The following is a 21,067-nucleotide window of genomic DNA, read 5'->3' as shown; positions in this document are numbered from 1 at the left end:
AGAAGTTCGGGTCGACATATTTGATGATCGTCGCCAGATTGTCGAAGGACTTCTTCATCGTGTCGGACTTCAGCGATTCCTCGTCGAGGTCGTTGAAAGCCTTCTTGTAGAACTCCGGACCGCCGGTCGACAGCACGATGGAATCGAACATCGTCGCTTCCTGCCAGTTCTGGCCGCCGAGCGCCAGCGGGATGACACCTGCGGCCTTGGCCTTGTCGAGCAGGGCGATCAGATCCTCGAAGGTCTTCGGCTGAGTGCCGCCGATCTCGTCCATCACCGCCTTGTTGATCCACAGCCAGTTGACCGAGTGCACGTTGACCGGGGCTGCGACCCACTTGCCGTCATAGACCGAGAACTTCTGCAGCGCTGCCGGCACCGACTTGTCCCAGCCTTCCTTCTTCGCCGTCTCCGTCAGGTCGCCCATGACGCCGGCCTCGGCATAATCGAGCACGGTGTAACCCAGCATCTGCGAGGCTGTCGGATAGGTGCCGGCCGCCACCATCGCCTTCAGCGCCGTCATCGCCGCATCGCCGCCACCGCCGGCCACCGGCACGTCCTTCCAGGCAAAACCTTCCTTCGAAAGATCCTCCTTCAAGACGTTCAGCGCCGCTGCCTCGCCGCCAGACGTCCACCAGTGCAGCATCTGCACTTCCTTCACGTCGGCAGCCTGGGCCGCACCGATGCCAGCCATCATCACGACAGCAACAGCTGCCGAGCTCAAAAACTTGTTCATGAATTTCCTCCCATTGAAAATCGGCGGCAGGACCCTCCCCGCCGCCCTATGTTTACCACCTTGCAGTGGGCAACACGCGACCGCGCTCCTCCGCGCGGTTAACAATTTAAAGCGTTATAAGTCTTCTGTCGTCAAGTCCTTTCTCGACTCCCGAGAAAAATATGACTACTAGGGCATCAGCTTGAATTTTATACGAATTTCGGGGTCGCTAACGGAACGACGGCAACAATCCGGAGGCCGAGGATCTGCAGCTCCTATTGTCACGGCAGATCAACTTTCCGGTCGGGTAGCCGCCCGGCTGTGATGGCCGACATTTAAAAACTGTTTCCATGACGCGTGATTTGTCCTAGAAGCACCGCGCAATCCGGTCGCAGCCCACCCGGTCAAAACAAGGGATCCAAAATATGAAAACCATCGTCGTCTGCTCCGGCGGACTGGACTCCGTTTCGCTTGCCCACAAGGTAGCCGCGGAACAGCAGCTTATCGGCCTCGTCTCTTTCGACTACGGCCAACGGCATCGCAAGGAACTCGACTTCGCCGCTAAGTGCGCATCACGGCTCTCCGTTCCCCATCATATTATCGACATCGCCGGCATCGGCGGCCATCTCAGCGGATCGGCCCTGACGGACAATGTCGAGGTTCCGGATGGCCACTACGCCGAGGAGACGATGAAAGCTACCGTGGTGCCGAACCGCAATGCCATCATGCTGGCAATCGCGTTCGGTTTGGCTGCCGCGCAAAAAGCAGATGCCGTTGCCGTCGCCGTGCATGGCGGCGACCACTTCATCTACCCGGACTGCCGTCCGGGCTTCATCGATGCCTTCCAGCGCATGCAGCACGAAGCGCTGGACGGTTATGCCAGCGTGAAACTGCTTGCCCCCTACGTCGATGTTTCCAAAGCGGCGATCGTGGTTGACGGCGAAAAACACGGCACGCCGTTTTCGGAAACCTGGTCCTGCTACAAGGGCGGCGAGCTCCAGTGCGGGCGCTGCGGAACCTGCGTGGAACGCCGTGAAGCTTTCCATCTTGCCGGCGTCCCCGATCCTACGGAGTACGAAGACCGGGACTTCTGGAGAGCCGCGATCTCGCGATACTCGGCCACGGAGGTGCGTTGATGTACCGCATCACCAAGGAGTTTCATCTCTCCGCCTCCCATCAATTGGATCACCTGCCTGCCGACCACCAATGCGCTCGGCTCCACGGTCACAACTACATCGTCGTCGTCGAGCTGGCCGCCGAAAGCCTGAATGATGATGGCTTCGTCCGTGACTATCACGACCTCTCGCCGCTCAAGCGCTATATCGACGAAGCTCTCGATCATCGTCACCTGAACGACGTCTTCGGCCATTCGAAAGTCACCTCCGAATTCTTGGCACGGCACTTTTACGACTGGTGCAAGCAGCACTTCCCGGAGACATCGTCCGTTCGCGTCAGCGAGACGCCGAAAACCTGGGCGGAGTACAGGCCGTGAGTGGCGGAACCATTCGCGTCAGCGAGATCTTTGGCCCGACCATACAGGGCGAAGGCGCCCTGATCGGGTTGCCGACGGTGTTCGTCAGGACAGGCGGTTGTGATTATCGATGTTCCTGGTGCGACAGTCGTCACGCGGTCGACAGTGCGTTCCGCGATCAATGGATTCCGATGTCCACTGAGGCGATCTGGCGTAAGGTCACCGAACTCTCCGGGGCAAAGCCACTGACGGTTTCTCTGTCAGGAGGCAATCCGGCGATACAGCCCTTAAAGCCGCTGATCGAACTCGGCCATTCTCAAGGATACCGCTTTGCACTGGAAACCCAGGGGAGCGTCGCCCAGGCATGGTTTCGAGATCTCGATATGCTGGTGATCAGCCCCAAACCGCCATCCAGCGGAATGTTGACGGATTGGGACCAGGTGGACAACTGTCTTCAACTGGCCACTGGCGGCCCGGAGATCGCCTTGAAGATCGTCGTCTTCGACGATGCCGACTACGAATTCGCCCAACGGGCGGGTGAGCGCTACCCCCAAATTCCCTTGTTTCTCCAACCAGGCAACCACACCCCGCCGCCGCCCGATGACGACGACGCCCGCATTGATATCGACGGTGTGATGGATCGGATGCACTGGCTTGTGGACAAGGTGACGGCCGACCGATGGTTTGCAGCCCGCGTGCTGCCTCAATTGCACGTGCTGCTTTGGGGAAACAAGCGTGGGGTCTGAGCTATCTGCTCTCTGGAAAGGCGAAGACATCGACGGGCTCTCCAAGCCCGCGCAGCGGGAAGGTGCCGAGGCTGTCCATCTCTTCCGCGCAGTTCGCCATTTCGACGAAGGCTCGCGACAAGAGCACCGGACGCTTGACCTCCTTGGTCAGGGTTTCCAGTCGCGAGGCGACATTGACCGCCGGGCCGATGACGGTGAAATCCAGCCGCCGGCGCGAGCCGATATTGCCGTACATGACGTCGCCGACATGCACGCCGACGCCGTAGCGTAGCGGTTCGCGCCCGTTGCTCGCATGCTGCTGGTTCAATTGCGCCATCAACGTCTGACCCTCGCGGATCGCCTGCAGCAGATCGTGACAGGCCGTGTCCTTGCTCAGCGGGAAGATCGCCAGTAATCCGTCGCCCATGAACTTCAGGATTTCTCCGCCATACCGTTCGATCGGATCAGACATGGCGTCGAAATAATCGTTGAGCAGATGGATGACATCGTCACGCGGCCAGAGATCGGAGATCGCCGTAAAGTCGCGCAGATCGCAGATCATGATTGCCGCCCCGACGGTCGCGCCGCTGCCGCGCGTCGTGACTCCCGACAGAATCTGTTCGCTCGCATGCGGTCCCACATAGGTCTGCAGCAACGTGCGCGCCATGATGTTCTTCAGCCGGATTTCGCTGACGAGCGTCAGGGCCGGCAGCAGATCGCGCAGGAAATCGACATGCTCGCTCGTAAAACCGCCCGGCCGGCTGGTCGAAAATGTCGCGACATGCCGTTTGCCGAAAGTATGCTCGAGCGGCCAGGCGATATACTCTGTGAGGCCGTCATCGCGCAGTTCCTGATAGAATGAATCCTCGTCGCCGTCGGCTGTGCCTTCCAACTGTCTACGCACCTCCTCCGAACCCTGATGGATCGCGTTGACGGGACTCTTCAGGAACTCCGGCGTGTTTTCGACACCATAGGCGAAAGTGTTGATCTTCGCCTCCGCCAGGCCTTCCTTCCAGAGGATGCGGGCACCGATCCATTGCGGATGGTTCGTCCTGAAATGCAATGTCGCCCGCGCCACCGGCACCCCTGCCGCCAGCAGCTTCTCGCACATTTCCACCAGGATGTTGTCGATGAAGCGCTCGCCGCGCGTCTCGTTCACCAGCCAGTCGAGAATCCGTCTTCTGCGGATCGGCCAGACGCCTTCGCCCGCTTCGACGGCAGTCCCGGCCTTGTTCAAAAAAGACGACATCAAAAACTCCCGCTACGCCGGATCACCGGCGAGGACCGAATTTAGTTTCCGCTGAATGTGGGCGATGAGAGAGCAAATGATAAGAGGCAGACGGCGATCAAGCCTCAGAAATCCCAGTCCTCGTCCTCGGTCGCCACTGCCTTGCCGATCACATAGGAGGAACCGGAGCCGGAGAAGAAGTCGTGGTTCTCGTCGGCATTCGGCGAAAGCGCCGACAGGATCGCAGGATTGACCTTGCAGGCCTCGGCCGGGAACAGCGCCTCGTAGCCAAGGTTCATCAGCGCCTTATTGGCATTGTAATGCAGGAATTTCTTGACGTCCTCGGTCAACCCGACGCCGTCATAGAGCGCTTCGGTATATTTCGCCTCATTGTCATAGAGCTCGAGCAGCAGTTCGAAGGCGAAATCCTTGATCTCCTGCCTTCTCTCCTCGCCGAGGCGTTCCAGCCCGCGTTGGAATTTGTAGCCGATATAATAGCCGTGCACCGCCTCATCGCGGATGATCAGCCGGATCATGTCGGCCGTGTTGGTCAGCTTGGCGCGGCTCGACCAGTACATCGGCAGATAGAAGCCGGAATAAAACAGGAAGCTTTCGAGGAAGACGCTCGCGACCTTCTTCTTCAACGGATCGCCGGAGCGATACTGCTCCATGATCAGCGCCGATTTCCGCTGCAGGAATTCGTTCTCCTCCGACCAGCGATAGGCATCGTCGACATCGGGCGTCGAGCACAGCGTCGAGAAGATCGAGGAATAAGAGCGCGCATGCACCGCCTCCATGAAGGAGACGTTGGAAAGCACCGCCTCCTCGTGCGGCGTTGCCGCATCTTCCATCAGCCGGATGGAACCGACGCCGTTCTGGATCGTGTCGAGCAGCGTCAATCCGGTAAAGACGCGAATGGTGAGCTGCTGCTCTGCCGGCGTCAGCGTTGCCCAGGAGGGAATGTCGTTGGAAAGCGGCACTTTTTCCGGCAGCCAGAAATTACCGGTGAGCCGGTTCCAGACTTCGAGATCCTTATCGTCCTCGATGCGGTTCCAGTTGACGGCGCGCACGCGCGAGGCGGGTTTGATTTGCATGTTCATTAGGTGGTCCCTCTTGAGGAATATGTCTGGGCGCCCCCTCATCCGCCTGCCGGCACCTTCTCCCCGCTGGGGAGAAGAGATTTGTGGCAGCGTCATCCCCAACCAAGTCCCCTCTCCCCAGCGGGGAGAGGGCTAGGGTGAGGGGGCTTCTGGCTCGAGGCCCGAAATCAAATTACAGCGTACAAGACACGCAGCCCTGCACCTCGGTGCCGGACAGCGCCATCTGGCGAAGGCGGATGTAGTAGATCGTCTTGATGCCCTTCTTCCAGGCATGGATCTGCGCCTTGTTGATGTCGCGCGTCGTTGCCGTGTCGCGGAAGAACAAGGTTAGCGACAGGCCCTGGTCGACATGCTGGGTCGCCGCCGCATAGGTGTCGATGATCTTCTCCGGCCCGATCTCATAGGCATCCTGATAATAGTCGAGATTATCATTGGTCATGAACGGCGCCGGATAGTAGACGCGGCCGATCTTGCCTTCCTTGCGGATCTCGATCTTCGAGACGATCGGATGGATCGAGGAGGTCGAGTGGTTGATATAGGAGATCGAGCCTGTCGGCGGCACCGCCTGCAGGTTCTGGTTATAGAGGCCAGAAGCCATCACCAGCTTCTTCAACGCCGCCCAGTCTTCCTGCGTCGGAATATGGATGCCCGCCGTCTCGAACAGAGCCTTCACCCTCTCCGTCGCCGGCTCCCAGAGCTGCTCGGTATATTTGTCGAAATAGTCGCCGGAGGCATATTTCGAGTTCTCGAAGCCCTTGAAGCTCGTGCCGCGTTCGACCGCCAAAAGGTTCGAGGCGCGGATCGCGTGATAGGTCACCGTATAGAAATAGATGTTGGTGAAATCGACGCCTTCCTCGGAGCCGTAGAAAATCCGTTCGCGGGCGAGGTAACCGTGCAGGTTCATCTGGCCGAGGCCGATCGCATGGCTCTCATCATTGCCCTTCTCGATCGAGGGCACCGAGGAAATGTGACTCATGTCGGAAACGGCCGTCAGCGCTCGGATCGAGGTTTCGATCGTCTTGCCGAAATCGACGGAATCCATTGCCGCAGCAATGTTCAGCGAGCCGAGATTGCAGGAGATGTCCTTGCCGAGATGTTTGTAGGAGAGGTCGTCATGATATTCGCTCGCCTCGCTCACCTGAAGGATTTCCGAGCAGAGATTGCTCATCGAAATACGCCCGGCGATCGGGTTCGCCCGGTTCACCGTGTCCTCGAACATGATGTAGGGGTAGCCGCTCTCGAACTGGATTTCGGCGAGCACCTGGAAGAATTCGCGCGCCTTGATCTTCTTCTTGGAGATACGGGCATCGTCCGCCATCTCGCGGTACTTTTCCGTCACCGAAATCTCGGTGAAGGGCACGCCATAGACGCGCTCCACGTCATAGGGCGAGAACAGGTACATATCCTCGTTGTTCTTGGCGAGCTCAAAGGTGATATCGGGCACGACGACGCCGAGCGACAGCGTCTTGATGCGGATCTTCTCGTCGGCATTTTCGCGCTTGGTATCGAGGAAGCGCATGATGTCGGGGTGATGGGCGTTGAGATAGACCGCACCCGCCCCCTGCCGCGCCCCGAGCTGGTTGGCATAGGAGAAACTGTCTTCGAGCAGCTTCATGACAGGGATGATGCCCGAGGACTGGTTCTCGATATGCTTGATCGGCGCGCCCGCCTCGCGGATATTCGTCAGCGACAGCGCCACGCCGCCGCCGCGCTTCGACAATTGCAGCGCCGAATTGATCGACCGGCCGATCGATTCCATATTATCCTCGACGCGCAGCAGGAAGCAGGAAACCAGCTCGCCGCGCTGCTTCTTGCCGGCATTGAGGAAGGTCGGCGTCGCCGGCTGGAAACGGCCGGAAATGATCTCATCGACCATGTCGCGGGCCAAGCCCTCGTCGCCGCGCGCCAGCGCCAGCGCCACCATGCAGATGCGGTCCTCATAGCGCTCGAGATAGCGCTTTCCGTCGAAAGTCTTCAGCGTATAGCTGGTGTAATATTTGAAGGCGCCGAGGAAGGTCGGGAAACGGAATTTCTTGGCATAGGCCTGGTCGAACAGATCCCGCACGAAATTGAAGGAATACTGGTCGAGAACCTCCTGCTCGTAATAACCCTCGGTGACGAGGTAATCGAGCTTTTCCCTTAGATTGTGGAAGAACACCGTGTTCTGGTTCACATGCTGCAGGAAATATTGCTTGGCAGCCATTCGATCCTTGTCGAGCTGGATCCGCCCCTCATCGTCATAGAGGTTCAGCATCGCGTTCAGCGCGTGATAGTCGAGGGTTTCTGCTGCCTTCGGCAGCCTTTCCCCGGCGGGCCGAGCAACAGTGTGATGCGGTTTTGCGCCCGCATCCCGCGTCAGAGTTGTTCCCGTGTCCAAAACCGTTCCATTCCGTGTTTGACGTTGGCGACGTCGTCTGCCGTGCCCAGCAACTCGAACCTGTAAAGGTACGGCACCTGGCATTTCTGCGAAACCACGTCGCCGGCGAGCCCGTATGTCTCGCCGAAATTGCTGTTGCCCGCGGCAATCACGCCCCGGATGTGTCCTCGGTTTTCCGCATCGTTGAGGAAACGGATCACCTGCTTGGGAACGGCCCCCTTGCCGCCGTCGCCGCTATAGGTCGGCACGATCAGCACGAAGGGTTCGCGGATATGGAACGCGTCTGCGCCACCTGCCGGAATGCGCGCCGCGCGCAATCCGAGCTTGGCGACGAACCGATGGGTATTCTCGGACCGGCTGGAATAGTAGACGATCAGGCCCATCGCTTTTCTCGATCAGGAAAGCGCGCTGATCATGTCGGGGCGAAAACCCGCCCAATGCTGCTCGCCGGCGATGACGACGGGAGCCTGCACGTAGCCGAGGCTGCGGACGCGATCGAGCGCTTCGGCATCCTGCGAAATATCGACGATGTCATAATCGACGCCCAGACGGTCGAGGGCGCGGTAGGTGGCAGTGCACTGGACACAGGCAGGCTTGCTGTAGACGGTAATAGTCATGATATTCCTCGTGACGACGCGATTGGGCGCAAGACATCGATCGGAAATCTGTCGATATCCGTCGAAAAATTCTCTGATGAATTGAACTATGCGGCTCGTTCAGCCGCTGGGCGTAATCCGCCCTCTACCTGGTGCGGGTGGCGGCCTGAACTGAGATACTAACATGACTTCACCCCGAAGTGGCTCAATGCGAAGGTTTCGGGGCGGAGGTTCGGGCCTGCGAAACGCGATGCGGACATTCCCGCAGCCATGCAACGCGACCTTCCGGACACCCCGCCCGTGGACGTTTCGTTCAAGGCAGGTCTCCTGGCTCACGGGTCAAAGCACCCTGCCCCAGCCTTCCCGGAGCATCATGCTCCAGTGACCTGAAATCGGACAGTTGCTCGCCGCTTACAGTTGCGGGGGCAGCTCCGGCATTGCCGCGCCATGATGGCGAAGCGCACCGAATTCCCGTCTTAGCCATCAATCCCTACGAATCGATGGAACCTCGAACACTAGATATAGTACGCCAATCCAAATTCGCGTCAACGGATGGTTGGTGCATTGCGTTACGGCAGGTTTGAAATCGCTACATTCCTGTGAAAAACAGGGATAACGAAAGCTTAAGAAAAACGAGCTGTGGAGAAGGCCTGAACAACGAGAGCCGGCCTGCAGCCGGCTCCCAAGCTGCAGACTGCAAAACCCGCGACGTCATCCTCGGCCTTATGCCGAGGATCTGCGCCGGTCAATTAAGCATCTGAAAATAAATGGTTTCCAGTCAAGCAATTGCAGTGGTCAGATGCTCGGCACAAGGCCGAGCATGACGGAGAAGACTTTGTCAACAAACTGAGAGCCGACCCAATTGATGACCGGCTCGGCGATTTTCGCCCGAATCGTCGGCCTTCAGACCGCCATCGGGAAAACATTCATCCCTTTACTCGAAGCAGCCTGAGCGCATTGATCGTCACCAGCACGGTGGCGCCGGTATCGGCGAGGATCGCCGGCCAGAGCCCGGTGATGCCGGCGATCGTCGTCACCAGAAACACCGCCTTCAGCCCGAGTGCGATGGTGATATTCTGCAGGATATTGCGCATCGTGCGTTTGGACAGTTCAATCATCCGCGCCACGTCGCCGACGCGTCCATGCAGCACGGCGGCATCCGCCGTCTCCAGCGCCACATCGGTGCCGCCGCCCATGGCGATGCCGATATCGGCAGCCGCCAGCGCCGGCGCGTCGTTGATGCCGTCGCCGACCTTGGCGACGACAAAGCCCTGGCGCTTCAATTCGCCGACCACCCGCTGCTTGTCCTCCGGCATCATCTCGCCGCGCCAGTCGATGCCGAGCATGCCGGCGACGGCCGCCGCCGTCCGCTTGTTGTCGCCGGTCAGCATCATCGCCTTGACGCCTGCTGATTTGAGAGCAGCGAGTCCGGCCTCGGCATCCTCGCGCGGCTCGTCGCGCATGGCGAGCAGGCCGGCCGCAACACCGTTGACGAGCAGCACCGATACGCTCTTGCCCTCGTCGTTCAGCGCCGTGATGCGTGCATCCTGGTCCGCGCTGAGCGTCCCCCGCTCGCGAGCGGCAGGCGGCGACAGCAGATCCAGCGTCTCGCCGCCGACCTTGCCGCTGACACCCTTGCCCGGCAGCGCTTCCAGCTCGAAGGCCGGCGGCACGGGAAGGCCGTCCGCCTTGGCGCGGTTAAGGATCGCCTGCGCGAGCGGATGGCTGGAACCCTGCTCCAGCACCGCCGCGCGCGACAGCACCTGCGCCTCACTCAGACCAAAGGAAATGATGTCGGTCACCTGAGGCTTGCCTTCCGTCAGCGTGCCGGTTTTGTCGAAGGCGACCATCGTCACCTTGCCCAGCGTTTCCAGCACCGCGCCGCCCTTCATCAAGAGCCCGCGCCGCGCACCTGCCGAAAGCGAAGCGGCGATCGCCGCCGGTGTCGAAATGACAAGCGCGCAGGGGCAGCCGATCAAAAGGATGGCAAGGCCCTTATAGACCCATTCGCCCCACGGCCCATCGAACAGCAGCGGCGGAACGACCGCGACCAGCGCTGCGACCACGACGACGCCGGGCGTGTAATAGCGCGAAAACCGATCGATGAAGCGTTCGGTTGGCGCCTTCGATTCCTGTGCCTCCTCCACCAGCTTGACGACGCGGGCGATGGTATTGTCGGCGGCAGCCGCCGTGACGCGAACCCTCAGCACCGCATCACCATTGACCGTGCCGGCAAAAACGACGGCATCGACGCCCTTGCGCACCGGCGTGCTCTCGCCCGTCACCGGCGCCTCGTCGATCGCGCTCTCGCCTGAGAGGATGATGCCGTCCGCCGAGATCCGGTCGCCAGGACGAACCATGATGATGGCGCCAACGGCAAGGCTTTCGGCCGGCACTTCACGCGTCTGCCCATTGTCTTCGAGCAGCGCATTCTTCGGCACCAGACCCGTCAGCGACTGGATGCTTTCGCGCGCCTTGCCCGCCGCCACCCCTTCCAGCAACTCGCCGACGAGGAACAGGAACACGACGGTTGCCGCCTCTTCGCCGGCATTGATGATGACGGCGCCGACGGCGGCAATCGTCATCAGCATCTCGATCGAAAACGGTGTACCCGAGAAAGCCGCCATCACGGCGCGCCGCGCGATCGGCACAAGCCCGACCAGCATGGCGACGATGAAGGCATAGGACGCAATCGCCGGTACGAGATGACCGACGGTGTAGGCAGCAACGAGTGCCGCCCCCGAAAGGATGGTCAGCCGGCCCTTCCTGCTCTGCCACCAGGGACCGGCCATCGGCGCATGGTCGTGCCCGTGCAACCCCTCGATTTCCTTCTCGCCGTGATCGTGAGAATGGTCGTGGTCATGACTTGCATGGTCATGGCTATGGCCCGCATCATCATGCCCTTCATTGTTGTGGTCCGCGTGATCACGGTGATCACGTGCGTGGTCGTGACGATACTGCGAGCTGTGGGCATGCGCAGGCGCAGCGTTTCCGGCAAGCCGCGCGACGGAATAGCCGAGCCCGGTCACCTTCTTCTCGATCGCCTTGAGATCACTGCTGCCATCGTGCCGCACGGTCATCGTGCCCGCTATTACCGAGACGGAAACATCGGCGACACCCGACACGCGTCGGACCGCCGTATCGATCTTGGTTGCGCAGGAGGCACAATCCATGCCGCCAACCCGGTATCGTGTCTCGCTCTCAGCCATGATCCGCTTCCTTGTCAAATAGAAGCATCTTTCCTACATCCTCTAGCGACTAGAGGTGCAAGTGGAAAATCATGAAAAAGATCACGATCGGTGAAGCCGCCCGCCAAAGCGGCGTCAAGGTGCCGACGGTCCGTTATTATGAGAGCATCGGCCTGCTCGCAGCGCCGAGCCGCAGCGAGAGCAACCAGCGCTCCTTCGAGCCTGCGGATATCAGCCGCCTCGCCTTCATCCGCCATGCCCGTGAGCTCGGCTTCGAGATCGAGGCGATCCGCACGCTGCTCACCCTGCAGGATGATCCGCACCAGTCCTGCGCCTCGGCCGACGCCATCGCCAAGGCCCGCCTCATCGAGGTCGAGCAGCGCATCCGCAGCTTGATGGCGCTGAAGGCCGAGCTGGAAACCATGGTGGAAGGCTGTGGCCACGGCCGCGTCGACCAATGCCGCGTCATCGAGGTTCTCGCCGATCACGGCCAGTGCATGCATCCGCATCACTGATCGCCGCCCTTGCAGGCGAACCGCGCCCGCGCCAAAACTGAATGCAGAGAGAATCGGGCGAAGACATCATGAACCAGAAGCGGATTGCAGTTATCGGCGGCGGCCCGGCGGGTCTCGCGGCTGCCGAACTGTTTTCCTGTTCCGGTTATGCGGTCACGGTCTACGACGCCATGCCGACCTTTGCCCGCAAGTTCTTGCTGGCCGGCAAATCGGGTCTCAACATCACCCATTCCGAGGATTATGCCCGTTTCACCACGCGCTTCGGCGCGGCCTCCGCCCGTCTGCGCCCCGCTCTTGATGCCTTTACCCCTCATGATATCAGGGACTGGGCAGCAGGACTCGGGACCGAGACCTTCGTCGGCTCGTCGGGCCGGGTGTTCCCGAAGGTGATGAAGGCCTCGCCTTTGCTGCGCGCCTGGCTCAGGCGGCTGGAGACACAGGGCGCCACGCTGCGCACCCGCCACCGCTGGACCGGTTTTGCCGAAGACGGCTATGGTTTCGAAACGCCCGAAGGGCGCAGCATCGTCCATTGCGACGCGGCCCTGCTGGCGCTCGGCGGCGCAAGCTGGCCGCGCCTCGGCTCCGATGCTGCCTGGGTGCCTCGGCTGGCCGGCAGGGGTGTGGAAATTGATACTTTTCAACCCGCCAATTGCGGCTTCGTCGTCGGCTGGAGCGGGAACTTCAGTGAGCGTTTCGCCGGCGAGCCGGTAAAGTCGGTCACCGCAACATCCGAGGCCGGCACCTTTCCCGGCGAATTCGTCATCACCGCGAACGGCATCGAGGGCAGCCTCGTCTATATCCATGCCGCCAGCCTCCGCGACCAGTTGCTGAACCACGGCAGCGCTGCCCTGACCCTCGACCTCGCACCCGGCCGCACCATCGAGAGGCTGAGCCGCGACCTCGCGCGGCAGGACGCCAAATCAAGCTTTTCAAACCGCCTGCGCAAGGGCGCCGGCCTCGACGGCGTCAAGGCGGCGCTGCTGCGCGAACTTACTCCCGAGCGCGACCGGACCGATACCGAACGTCTCGCCGGCCTGATCAAAGCCCTGCCGGTGCCGGTGATCGAAACCCGCCCGATCTCCGAGGCGATCTCCTCGGCCGGCGGCATCCGCTGGAGCGGCATTGACGAAGGCTACATGCTGAAGGCGCTGCCGGGCACCTTCGTTGCCGGCGAAATGCTCGACTGGGAAGCTCCGACCGGCGGTTATCTTCTCACCGCCTGCCTTGCGACCGGCCGGGCTGCCGCGCGCGGCATCGAAGCCTGGTTGCAGCGCTAGGCTGGCAGCATTCGACAAACTGGCGGCAATTGGCCGCCAGTGCCGACCGATTGCCAACCAGCCGCTTTTCCATCAGACTATGCTGAACTTCGGTGGGAGGAGCCGATGCACGAACACTCAGCACACGCCGAGCACGTCTACACGTCTGCCCAGCGCGATTCCGCCGCAGCCAGTTCTCCCATCGTCGCCTCATGGCGGCGGTGCATGACCATGCACCAGCTCGCCCCCGAGGATGAACGCGCGCCGCTGCGCCTTACCGACCAGGAATTCCGCAGTGCCCGCGAGCAGTCCGAACAGCTGATCGCCAGCGCGACGGAAGAGCTCGATCGTCTCTTCACTACTGTGGGCAAGGCCGGCTGCTGCCTGCTTCTGACCGACAAGAACGGCATCGCACTGGAGCGCCGGGGGGCTGCCGGCGACGACAAGGAATTCCGCGAACTCGGCCTCTGGACCGGCTCGGTCTGGACAGAGGCCAGCATCGGCACCAACGGCATCGGCACCGCACTTGCCGACGAGCGCGCCGTCGCCATCTTCCGCGATCAGCATTTTTTCTGCTCGAACACCAGTCTCAGCTGCACGACGGCACCGATCCGCGATCATCGTGGGCGGGTGGCAGCAGCCCTTGACATCTCCACATGCCGCGAAGACGTCAATGAGATGACGCTGGCGATCCTGACGCAGACCGTGCGCGATGCGGCGATGCGCATCGAGCTCAACCTCTTCCGTTCGGCCTTTACAGGCGCCCGTTTCCTGATGGTCCCGGCCGGCGCCAATTCCGCCGCCGCCCTGCTTGCCGTCGACAGGCACGATCTCGTGCTCGGTGCGACGCGCGCCGCCCGCATCGCGCTGCAGCTCGACGACAGGCGCATCGCCGCCGGCATTCCTGCCGCCGATGCCCTGCACGAGGCTGGCGTCCCCCAGCATGACGAGATGGTCGAGGCGGAAAAGGCCGCCCTGCTTCGGGCGCTGTCGCGCGCCGGCGGCAATGTCTCGCAGGCGGCAATCGCGCTCGGCATCAGCCGCGCCACGCTGCACAGGAAGATGAAGAAGCTCGATCTCCACTGATGGCGCCGAAGGTTCCGCCGCTGCGCCAATCGTGAGCCCCTCCTGTCGCAGGACTGCGACACTGTGCACTGCGGTATGGAAGACCCGCCCTAGTCCCTCCGCCAAAACATGCTCATTTTCCTCCCACTGGTTCGCTTAGGAACCTGATCATCAAGGGAGGATGACATGCTTCATCAGAAAATCGTCGAGTCGCCGTTCAAGCTGAAATACGGCAACTATATCGGCGGCGAATGGCGAGAGCCGGTCGAGGGAAAATACTTCGAAAACCTGACGCCCGTCACCGGCGGCAAACTCTGCGACATTCCCCGCTCCAATGAAAAGGACATCAATCTCGCGCTCGACACCGCCCATGCGGCGAAGGAAAAATGGGGCCGCACCTCCGCCGCCGAGCGCTCGAATATCCTCATGAAGATCGCCCAGCGCATGGAAGACAAGCTGGAATTGCTCGCCCAGGCCGAGACCTGGGACAATGGCAAGCCGATCCGCGAAACCATGGCGGCCGACATTCCGCTGGCGATCGACCACTTCCGCTATTTCGCCTCCTGCATTCGCGCCCAGGAAGGTTCGATCGGCGAGATCGACCACGATACCGTCGCCTATCACTTCCATGAGCCGCTCGGCGTCGTCGGCCAGATCATTCCGTGGAACTTCCCGATCCTGATGGCCACCTGGAAGCTGGCACCTGCGCTTGCCGCCGGCAACTGCGTCGTGCTGAAGCCCGCCGAGCAGACCCCGGCTTCGATCCTGCTCTGGGCCGAACTCGTCGGCGACCTCCTGCCGCCAGGCGTCCTCAACATCGTCAACGGTTTCGGCCTTGAAGCCGGCAAGCCGCTGGCGACCAGCCCGCGCGTCGCCAAGATCGCCTTCACCGGCGAAACGACGACAGGCCGCTTGATCATGCAATATGCCAGCCAGAACCTCATTCCGGTGACGCTGGAGCTCGGCGGCAAATCGCCGAACATCTTCTTCGCCGACGTGATGGCCGAGGACGACGACTTCCTCGACAAGGCGCTTGAAGGCTTTGCGATGTTTGCCCTCAACCAAGGCGAAGTCTGCACCTGCCCGAGCCGCGCCCTCGTCCAGGAATCGATCTACGACCGCTTCATGGAAAAGGCCGTCAAGCGCGTCGAGGCGATCAAGCAGGGCAACCCGCTCGATACCGCGACGATGATCGGCGCTCAGGCATCGACGGAGCAGTTGGAAAAGATCCTCGCCTATCTCGACATCGGCAAGCAGGAAGGCGCGGAAGTGCTGACCGGCGGCTCGCGCAACGATCTCGGAGGCGAGCTGGCGAACGGCTACTATGTCAAGCCGACGATCTTCAAGGGTCACAATAAGATGCGTGTGTTCCAGGAGGAGATCTTCGGACCGGTGGTTTCGGTCACGACCTTCAAGAACGAGAAGGAAGCGCTCGAAATCGCCAACGACACGCTCTACGGCCTCGGCGCCGGTGTCTGGAGCCGCGACGCCAATCGCTGCTACCGTTTCGGCCGCGAGATCCAGGCAGGCCGCGTCTGGACCAACTGCTACCACGCCTACCCGGCCCATGCCGCCTTCGGCGGCTACAAGCAATCGGGCATCGGTCGTGAAACCCACAAGATGATGCTCGACCACTACCAGCAGACCAAGAACATGCTGGTGAGCTACAGCCCGAAAGCACTCGGCTTCTTCTAAGAGCAGCCAATGGTGTTATGATGAAAAGCCTTCTCCCCGACACGGGGAGAAGGCCTTGTCTTTAGAGCGCCACGCATTCCGTAGGACGCTCTAACGCTTTGAATTTGCGTGTAATCTTTCCGAAAATCGATCCGATTTTCGGGTTATGCGCTGGAGGAGGCAGCCATGGAAACCACCGTCAACGGCGAACCGCGTGTTCTCGCAACCGACACAGCCCTCGATTTGATCGCAGAAATCAAGCGGGATCACCCCGAGATCCTCTTCCACCAGTCCGGCGGTTGCTGCGACGGCTCCTCGCCGATGTGTTATCCGGCTAACGAATTCATGATCGGCGACAGCGACGTCAAGCTCGGCGAGATCGGCGGCGTACCGGTCTATATCAGCGCCAGCCAGTTCGAGGCGTGGAAGCATACGCAGCTGATCATCGACGTCGTGCCCGGCCGCGGCGGCATGTTCTCGCTCGACAACGGCCGGGAGAAGCGCTTCCTCACCCGCTCCCGCCTCTTCGGCGGAGGCGAGGCTTGCGCAGTGCCTGATGTGAAGGTCAGGGCGATCTGATGCTGTCGCCCGTCCGGTGGGAATTTCGCCTGTAGTATTCCCATAGTACCTGCTCGCAGCAGCTCTTTGCTACTCTCCGCCTGTTGGTTTCAAAGGAGGATACGATGCCAGCCTCAAAGATCCTGATGATCACGGGTGACTTCACCGAAGATTACGAAACGATGGTGCCGTTCCAGACGCTGCTCGCCTGCGGCTATACGGTCGACGCCGTCTGCCCCGGCAAAAAAGCCGGCGAGACCGTCGCCACCGCCATCCACGATTTCGAGGGCGACCAGACCTATTCCGAAAAACGCGGCCACAATTTTGCGCTGAACGCCACCTTCGACAGCGTGCGCGCCGAAGATTACGATGCGCTCGTCATCCCCGGCGGCCGCGCACCTGAATATCTGCGCCTCAATGCCGACGTCATCAAATCCGTCCGGCATTTCTTCGACGCCGGAAAACCCGTCGCCGCCATCTGCCATGGCGCGCAGCTGCTTGCCGCTGCCGGCGTTTTGAAGGGCCGCACGTGCTCGGCCTATCCCGCCTGCCGGCCGGAAGTCGAACTTGCCGGCGGCATCTATGCCGACATCGCCATCAGCGATGCAGTCTCGGACGGCAATCTGGTCACGGCGCCCGCCTGGCCGGCGCATCCGTCGTGGCTGCGCCAGTTCATGGCCGTGCTCGATGCCGCAGCACTGCTCGAAACCAACGCCGCCTGAGAAGGGCGCACTGGGGAGGACGATATGTGTGAACTCTTCATCAAGGCCGATGCGCGGCTCTGGGAAAGTGCCACCCGGTCGCTGCGCATCGACGGCATGGTCACCAGCGTCAGGCTGGAGAACTTCTTCTGGGCGAAGCTCGAGGAGATCGCCCGGCGCGACGGCATGAATGTCGTCCAGCTGATCACCCGGCTGCATCACGAATCGATCGATGCGGGCCACGATCTCGGTAACTTCACGTCCTTCCTGCGGGTCTGCTGCGCCCGTTATCTCGACCTGCAGCTCACCGGCGACATCCCGGCCGATGTCACCCGTCCGATCTCAGGCCTCGACGCGCCTGTCATCCTCGACCGCGAACGGGCGAAATATCACTGAATCAGGTCCGCCAGACGATCAAAGACGAACGGCCCGCGGATCGCTCCGCGGGCCGTTTCGCAAACATCCGACCTGTCTTGGGCGGGGGCTTGCGCTGCCGCGCAGCCTGGATCAACAATGCGCGGCACTGTCCAGCGCGGGCACCGTCGGGAGATCGATTGCCATGAAAGACCAGAAAGCCGTGATCGTCACGGGAGCCGGCGGCAACCTCGGCAGCGCCGTTGTCCGCGAACTTGCCAACGCCGGCGCAAAACTCGTCTGCATGAACCGTTCGAGCGATGAGCTGGAAGCCTTGGCCGCCGATCTTCCCGCCTCCACCGAGTTTCTGGCGATCGCTGGAACGGATCTCACCGATTATGCCTCCTGCGCCGCCGCCGTCGCTCGGGCCGTCAAGCGCTTCGGCGGCGTTAGCGCACTGGTCAACACCGTCGGCGGTTTCCAGATGGGGCCGGTCGGGCCGGACGCTCCCGCCCAATGGGAGACGATGATGACCGCAAACGCCCGCACTGCGCTAACGATCAGCGCCGCGGTTCTCCCGACCATGAAGGCGGCCGGCTACGGCCGCATCGTTCATATAGCGGCCGCGCCCGGCCTGAAGGCTGGCGCTAAGCAGGCCGCTTACGCTGCCTCCAAAGCCGCCGTCATCCGGCTGACCGAGGCGATCGCTGCCGAAAGTCGCGACGACCGCATCACCGCCAACTGCATCCTGCCCGGGACGATCGACACGCCTGAGAATCGCGCGGCCATGCCCGATGCGAAGACGGATGGCTGGGTATCGCCACAATCGATCGCCCGCCTCATCGCCTTCCTGATTTCACCGGCCGCAGCCGTCGTCACCGGCGCGGCAATCCCGGCGACAGGCCGCGAATAACTGCCGGAAGGCGCTGCAACCGCCGCGCTGAGTTCCCCGGACCTCGCCTTGCCCTCCGTTTCGGCCGCGGTCCCTTTGTCGGGAGCAGCGGGTAACGAGACCACAGAGACCCGCAAGTTTCAGTCAGTGACACACGATCCGGCTTGAGGTTCGGTTCGCCTTGAGGCAGCCTCGTCTGCGCCTGCTCATGTGGTGGGCACGAGACAGCGGGCGGACACAATGGTCTTGAGGATCGCATTGCGGCGGCATTTGCCAGAAGGCGGATGGTTTCGATGACGGAGGGTCCGGCATCGCGCGCCGTCGGCGCAACCAGCCTGGTGCGCGAGGAATGGTTCCTCGGCGTCAGCGTCGCGACCAGCCTGGCGTTTCTTGCCTTCCGGGAACAGCTCTTCGGGCGGCTTTCCGATCCGCTATGGTTCACTGTGGTTTTCGTCTGGCTGTTTGCCGTCGTCCTCGGCTCCGCTCTGTCGGTCGTGCGGCACGCGGATCATCTGGCGGAGCGGCTGAAGGAGCCTTACGGCACCCTCATTCTGACGCTTGCCATCACCTCGATCGAGGTGATGGCAATATCCGCCGTCATGCTTCACGGCGAGAACAATCCCACGCTTGCGCGCGACACCCTGTTCGCAGTCGTCATGATCATCCTGAACGGCATGGTCGGCCTGTCATTGCTGCTGGGTGCGTGGCGGCGACCGGAACAACAGCATAACCTCCAGGGCGCCAACGCCTATCTCGGTGTCATCGTCCCGCTGGCGACCCTGAGCCTGGTGATGCCGACATTTCTTGCGGGCCCGGACGGACAACATCCATCGGCGGCGCGGCAATTGATACTGGGCATCATATCGGTCGGCCTTTACGCCACGTTTCTGTTTCTTCAGGCCGGCCGGCATCGGGACTATTTCACCGACGACAGCAACCGTCATGAACCTCCCGGCGAACGTGGTGCTCCTGTCCATGGGCCCGTATGGCCTCATGCCATCCTGCTGTTCGCCTATATGGGTCCCGTCGTCTTTCTGGTTGAACAGCTTGCTCGGCCGATCGATTACATTATCGAAACCCTGCATGCTCCAACCGCATTTGGCGGTGTCGTCATGGCCATCCTTGTCGCGACGCCTGAGGCGATCAGCGCCGTGCGTGCGTCCATCGCCAATAATCTTCAGCGTTCCGTCAACATCTTCCTTGGTTCGGTGCTGTCGACGATCGGGCTGACGGTGCCGGCGATGCTTGTTGTCAGTCAGCTTTACGGGCACCCGGTGACACTCGGCCTGGAGCATGGAGATCTGGTGATGCTCCTGCTCACGCTTGCCGTCAGCATCATCACCTTTGCCAGCGGCCGCACGCATCTTATCCAAGGCGCTGTGCATCTGGTGCTTTTCCTGGCTTACGTGATGTTGATTTTCCAGCAATGAAACCCGCCCGATGGCGGCCGCGCGAGATCAGGAAGGTAAAGAGTTCCGCGCTTGGTCTGTCTTCCGCTATGATGACGGGAGCTATTGCACAGCTTGCAAGCAGTCGCGGCGGCTGCAGGACCTAAGTGGCGATACGGAGACCGGACTTGGGCTCACTATTGGTTGGCGGGCTTGTATTTCTATTTCTGTCGATGGCGACGTCGATAGGATTGATCGTGCGTGGCCGCTTGCCGGATCACCATCTCAATGCGGAATCCAAGGACGCCATCAGGCTGGCGACCGCAGTGGTGGGAACGCTGTCGGCCCTGGCGCTCGGCCTCCTGATCGCATCCGCCAAGTCGACCTACGACAATGCCGAAGTGGAGATGAGAACGGCGGCCGCACGGGTACTGCTGCTTGACCGCGTCATGGCGCAATACGGGCCGGAAACCGACAAGGCGCGTCAATTGCTACGTGAACTCATCGAAAAACGGCTAAGCCGCGGCTGGACTGCCGAAACCACCGACGAGCCATCCGCCAAGGCGCTGGGAGAATATCAGGATATAGAGGCGGTTCAGGCCGACCTTCGATCCCTGACGCCGAAGGATGCGGCGCAGAGCTCTCTCCAGGCGCGTGCTTTGGAAGTGGGCGGCATGGTGGCCGAGACCCACTGGCTGCTGGTCGAATCCGGTAAAGAGGGTTTGCCCTGGGCCTTCCTTACCGTTCTCGTCTGTTGGCTCGCGCTGCTTTTTGCGACCTTCGGGCTGCAGGCACCGACCAATCCAACGGTGCTGTCAATCCTGCTCGTCTGCGCCCTGTCCGTCGCGGGCGCGATCTTCCTGATCTCGGATATGGCCAATCCCTATGTCGGGCTGGTCCATGTTTCGGATGCACCATTACAGTCTGCCATCGAACGCCTCGGAAAACCTTAGCCATGTCATGCCGTCCGTCGAGGACAGGCCCCGATGAGGCGTTAGCTCTTCCGCAACCATAAACGCAAAAAGCCCCGCGGAGGGGGCTTTTGTGGATCGCAGGGATCGTTGGTTGCGGGGGCAGGGTTTGTCCCGTTCGGGTCTTAAAACAGTCCACTGGACTGTTTTATCGGGCTTGGCCCGAGCGACCGCTCACCCTTCAGGTTATGGTGAGCTTTGACCTTGCCCCGTTGAAATAATCCATTTTGAAGTAAGCTCTGGCCCATTGAGAGGACCAGAGAATGAAGCGCAACCGTTTCACAGACGAACAGATC

20 protein-coding genes and 1 riboswitch are annotated in these 21,067 nt (G+C 61.3%); of the genes, 13 read left to right on the top strand and 7 right to left on the bottom strand.

The window, feature by feature from the left end:
- The coding region (locus G9X68_RS31540; RefSeq protein WP_171605722.1) for an ABC transporter substrate-binding protein at positions 1-733 on the bottom strand (733 nt) is incomplete at its 3' end.
- A gap of 404 nt (positions 734-1,137) precedes the next feature.
- Here G9X68_RS31540 and queC point away from each other — a divergent pair.
- From queC to queE, 3 genes are read left to right on the top strand one after another with little or no spacing between them, the layout of a single operon-like run.
- Positions 1,138-1,848, top strand: a complete 711-nt coding sequence (gene queC / locus G9X68_RS31535; RefSeq protein ID WP_171605721.1) for a 7-cyano-7-deazaguanine synthase QueC — start codon at positions 1,138-1,140, stop codon at positions 1,846-1,848.
- Positions 1,848-2,204 carry a 6-carboxytetrahydropterin synthase QueD gene (gene queD, locus G9X68_RS31530; protein WP_131644653.1) on the top strand — a complete coding sequence of 119 codons (357 nt, stop codon included), beginning with the start codon at positions 1,848-1,850 and terminating at the stop codon, positions 2,202-2,204. Before queC ends, queD begins: the two co-directional genes overlap by 1 nt.
- Positions 2,201-2,929 carry a 7-carboxy-7-deazaguanine synthase QueE gene (gene queE, locus G9X68_RS31525; RefSeq protein ID WP_171605720.1) on the top strand — a complete coding sequence of 243 codons (729 nt, stop codon included), beginning with the start codon at positions 2,201-2,203 and terminating at the stop codon, positions 2,927-2,929. Before queD ends, queE begins: the two co-directional genes overlap by 4 nt.
- A 1-nt stretch (position 2,930) precedes the next feature.
- Here queE and G9X68_RS31520 read toward each other — a convergent pair whose 3' ends face one another.
- The 6 genes from G9X68_RS31520 to G9X68_RS31495 all read right to left on the bottom strand — a co-directional run bounded on the left by G9X68_RS31520 (position 2,931) and on the right by G9X68_RS31495 (position 11,418).
- Complete coding sequence (locus tag G9X68_RS31520) at positions 2,931-4,157, bottom strand: adenylate/guanylate cyclase domain-containing protein (protein WP_171605719.1); 1,227 nt, start codon at positions 4,155-4,157, stop codon at positions 2,931-2,933.
- A 104-nt stretch (positions 4,158-4,261) separates the two neighbouring features.
- Entirely contained in the window at positions 4,262-5,236 is a 975-nt protein-coding gene (gene nrdF, locus G9X68_RS31515; protein ID WP_171605718.1) for a class 1b ribonucleoside-diphosphate reductase subunit beta, read from the bottom strand.
- A 172-nt stretch (positions 5,237-5,408) separates the two neighbouring features.
- Positions 5,409-7,613, bottom strand: a complete 2,205-nt coding sequence (gene nrdE, locus G9X68_RS31510) for a class 1b ribonucleoside-diphosphate reductase subunit alpha (RefSeq protein WP_171605717.1) — start codon at positions 7,611-7,613, stop codon at positions 5,409-5,411.
- Positions 7,592-7,996, bottom strand: a complete 405-nt coding sequence (gene nrdI, locus G9X68_RS31505; RefSeq protein ID WP_171605716.1) for a class Ib ribonucleoside-diphosphate reductase assembly flavoprotein NrdI — start codon at positions 7,994-7,996, stop codon at positions 7,592-7,594. Before nrdI ends, nrdE begins: the two co-directional genes overlap by 22 nt.
- A 12-nt stretch (positions 7,997-8,008) precedes the next feature.
- Positions 8,009-8,230: a glutaredoxin-like protein NrdH gene (gene nrdH / locus G9X68_RS31500; RefSeq protein WP_171605715.1), complete on the bottom strand. Its 222-nt coding sequence runs from the start codon at positions 8,228-8,230 to the stop codon at positions 8,009-8,011.
- Between the two features lie 279 nt (positions 8,231-8,509).
- Positions 8,510-8,735, bottom strand: a riboswitch (cobalamin riboswitch).
- A 400-nt stretch (positions 8,736-9,135) separates the two neighbouring features.
- Positions 9,136-11,418: a heavy metal translocating P-type ATPase gene (locus G9X68_RS31495; RefSeq protein ID WP_171605714.1), complete on the bottom strand. Its 2,283-nt coding sequence runs from the start codon at positions 11,416-11,418 to the stop codon at positions 9,136-9,138.
- 71 nt (positions 11,419-11,489) lie between these two features.
- Between G9X68_RS31495 and G9X68_RS31490 the strand changes: the two genes are divergently transcribed.
- The 10 genes from G9X68_RS31490 (at position 11,490) to G9X68_RS31445 (ending at position 20,753) form a co-directional block, all read left to right on the top strand.
- On the top strand, positions 11,490-11,912 hold the full coding sequence (locus G9X68_RS31490) for a MerR family transcriptional regulator (RefSeq protein WP_171605713.1): 423 nt from the start codon (positions 11,490-11,492) through the stop codon (positions 11,910-11,912).
- Between the two features lie 68 nt (positions 11,913-11,980).
- A complete protein-coding gene (locus tag G9X68_RS31485; protein ID WP_171605712.1) occupies positions 11,981-13,189 on the top strand; it encodes a TIGR03862 family flavoprotein in 1,209 nt (402 codons plus the stop codon).
- A gap of 105 nt (positions 13,190-13,294) precedes the next feature.
- A complete protein-coding gene (locus tag G9X68_RS31480; RefSeq protein WP_171605711.1) occupies positions 13,295-14,254 on the top strand; it encodes a helix-turn-helix domain-containing protein in 960 nt (319 codons plus the stop codon).
- Between the two features lie 165 nt (positions 14,255-14,419).
- Positions 14,420-15,928, top strand: a complete 1,509-nt coding sequence (adh, locus tag G9X68_RS31475) for an aldehyde dehydrogenase (protein ID WP_171605710.1) — start codon at positions 14,420-14,422, stop codon at positions 15,926-15,928.
- A gap of 165 nt (positions 15,929-16,093) precedes the next feature.
- Entirely contained in the window at positions 16,094-16,486 is a 393-nt protein-coding gene (locus G9X68_RS31470; RefSeq protein ID WP_171605709.1) for a DUF779 domain-containing protein, read from the top strand.
- 104 nt (positions 16,487-16,590) lie between these two features.
- Positions 16,591-17,187, top strand: coding sequence for a DJ-1/PfpI family protein (locus G9X68_RS31465; RefSeq protein ID WP_028759016.1), 597 nt, complete (start codon positions 16,591-16,593; stop codon positions 17,185-17,187).
- A 24-nt stretch (positions 17,188-17,211) separates the two neighbouring features.
- A complete protein-coding gene (locus tag G9X68_RS31460) occupies positions 17,212-17,562 on the top strand; it encodes a ribbon-helix-helix domain-containing protein (protein ID WP_003543205.1) in 351 nt (116 codons plus the stop codon).
- 163 nt (positions 17,563-17,725) lie between these two features.
- The gene (locus G9X68_RS31455) at positions 17,726-18,433 is read left to right on the top strand and encodes an SDR family NAD(P)-dependent oxidoreductase (RefSeq protein WP_171605708.1); all 708 of its coding nucleotides are present in this window, start codon (positions 17,726-17,728) and stop codon (positions 18,431-18,433) included.
- 272 nt (positions 18,434-18,705) lie between these two features.
- Positions 18,706-19,842, top strand: coding sequence for a calcium:cation antiporter (locus G9X68_RS31450; protein ID WP_171605707.1), 1,137 nt, complete (start codon positions 18,706-18,708; stop codon positions 19,840-19,842).
- Positions 19,843-19,988: 146 nt separating this feature from the next.
- Positions 19,989-20,753, top strand: a complete 765-nt coding sequence (locus G9X68_RS31445; protein WP_171605706.1) for a bestrophin-like domain — start codon at positions 19,989-19,991, stop codon at positions 20,751-20,753.
- The last annotated feature ends 314 nt before the right edge of the window (positions 20,754-21,067 follow it).

Source organism: Rhizobium changzhiense (assembly GCF_013087625.1).
GTDB classification, from domain to species: domain Bacteria; phylum Pseudomonadota; class Alphaproteobacteria; order Rhizobiales; family Rhizobiaceae; genus Rhizobium; species Rhizobium sophorae.
The sequence above is the reverse complement of the archived record's forward strand: the minus strand, read 5'-3'. Positions and strand labels throughout refer to the sequence as shown.

What these genes read in the sequence shown, in the direction of transcription:
- G9X68_RS31460 (WP_003543205.1), top strand. Translation starts at nt 17,212, where the DNA reads ATGTGTGAACTCTTCATCAAGGCCGATGCGCGGCTCTGGGAAAGTGCC.
- G9X68_RS31490 (WP_171605713.1), top strand. Translation starts at nt 11,490, where the DNA reads ATGAAAAAGATCACGATCGGTGAAGCCGCCCGCCAAAGCGGCGTCAAG.
- G9X68_RS31470 (WP_171605709.1), top strand. Translation starts at nt 16,094, where the DNA reads ATGGAAACCACCGTCAACGGCGAACCGCGTGTTCTCGCAACCGACACA.
- G9X68_RS31520 (WP_171605719.1), bottom strand. Translation starts at nt 4,157, where the DNA reads ATGTCGTCTTTTTTGAACAAGGCCGGGACTGCCGTCGAAGCGGGCGAA.
- nrdH (WP_171605715.1), bottom strand. Translation starts at nt 8,230, where the DNA reads ATGACTATTACCGTCTACAGCAAGCCTGCCTGTGTCCAGTGCACTGCC.
- queD (WP_131644653.1), top strand. Translation starts at nt 1,848, where the DNA reads ATGTACCGCATCACCAAGGAGTTTCATCTCTCCGCCTCCCATCAATTG.
- G9X68_RS31495 (WP_171605714.1), bottom strand. Translation starts at nt 11,418, where the DNA reads ATGGCTGAGAGCGAGACACGATACCGGGTTGGCGGCATGGATTGTGCC.
- G9X68_RS31465 (WP_028759016.1), top strand. Translation starts at nt 16,591, where the DNA reads ATGCCAGCCTCAAAGATCCTGATGATCACGGGTGACTTCACCGAAGAT.
- G9X68_RS31450 (WP_171605707.1), top strand. Translation starts at nt 18,706, where the DNA reads ATGACGGAGGGTCCGGCATCGCGCGCCGTCGGCGCAACCAGCCTGGTG.
- G9X68_RS31485 (WP_171605712.1), top strand. Translation starts at nt 11,981, where the DNA reads ATGAACCAGAAGCGGATTGCAGTTATCGGCGGCGGCCCGGCGGGTCTC.
- nrdI (WP_171605716.1), bottom strand. Translation starts at nt 7,996, where the DNA reads ATGGGCCTGATCGTCTACTATTCCAGCCGGTCCGAGAATACCCATCGG.
- G9X68_RS31480 (WP_171605711.1), top strand. Translation starts at nt 13,295, where the DNA reads ATGCACGAACACTCAGCACACGCCGAGCACGTCTACACGTCTGCCCAG.
- queC (WP_171605721.1), top strand. Translation starts at nt 1,138, where the DNA reads ATGAAAACCATCGTCGTCTGCTCCGGCGGACTGGACTCCGTTTCGCTT.
- nrdF (WP_171605718.1), bottom strand. Translation starts at nt 5,236, where the DNA reads ATGAACATGCAAATCAAACCCGCCTCGCGCGTGCGCGCCGTCAACTGG.
- G9X68_RS31455 (WP_171605708.1), top strand. Translation starts at nt 17,726, where the DNA reads ATGAAAGACCAGAAAGCCGTGATCGTCACGGGAGCCGGCGGCAACCTC.
- adh (WP_171605710.1), top strand. Translation starts at nt 14,420, where the DNA reads ATGCTTCATCAGAAAATCGTCGAGTCGCCGTTCAAGCTGAAATACGGC.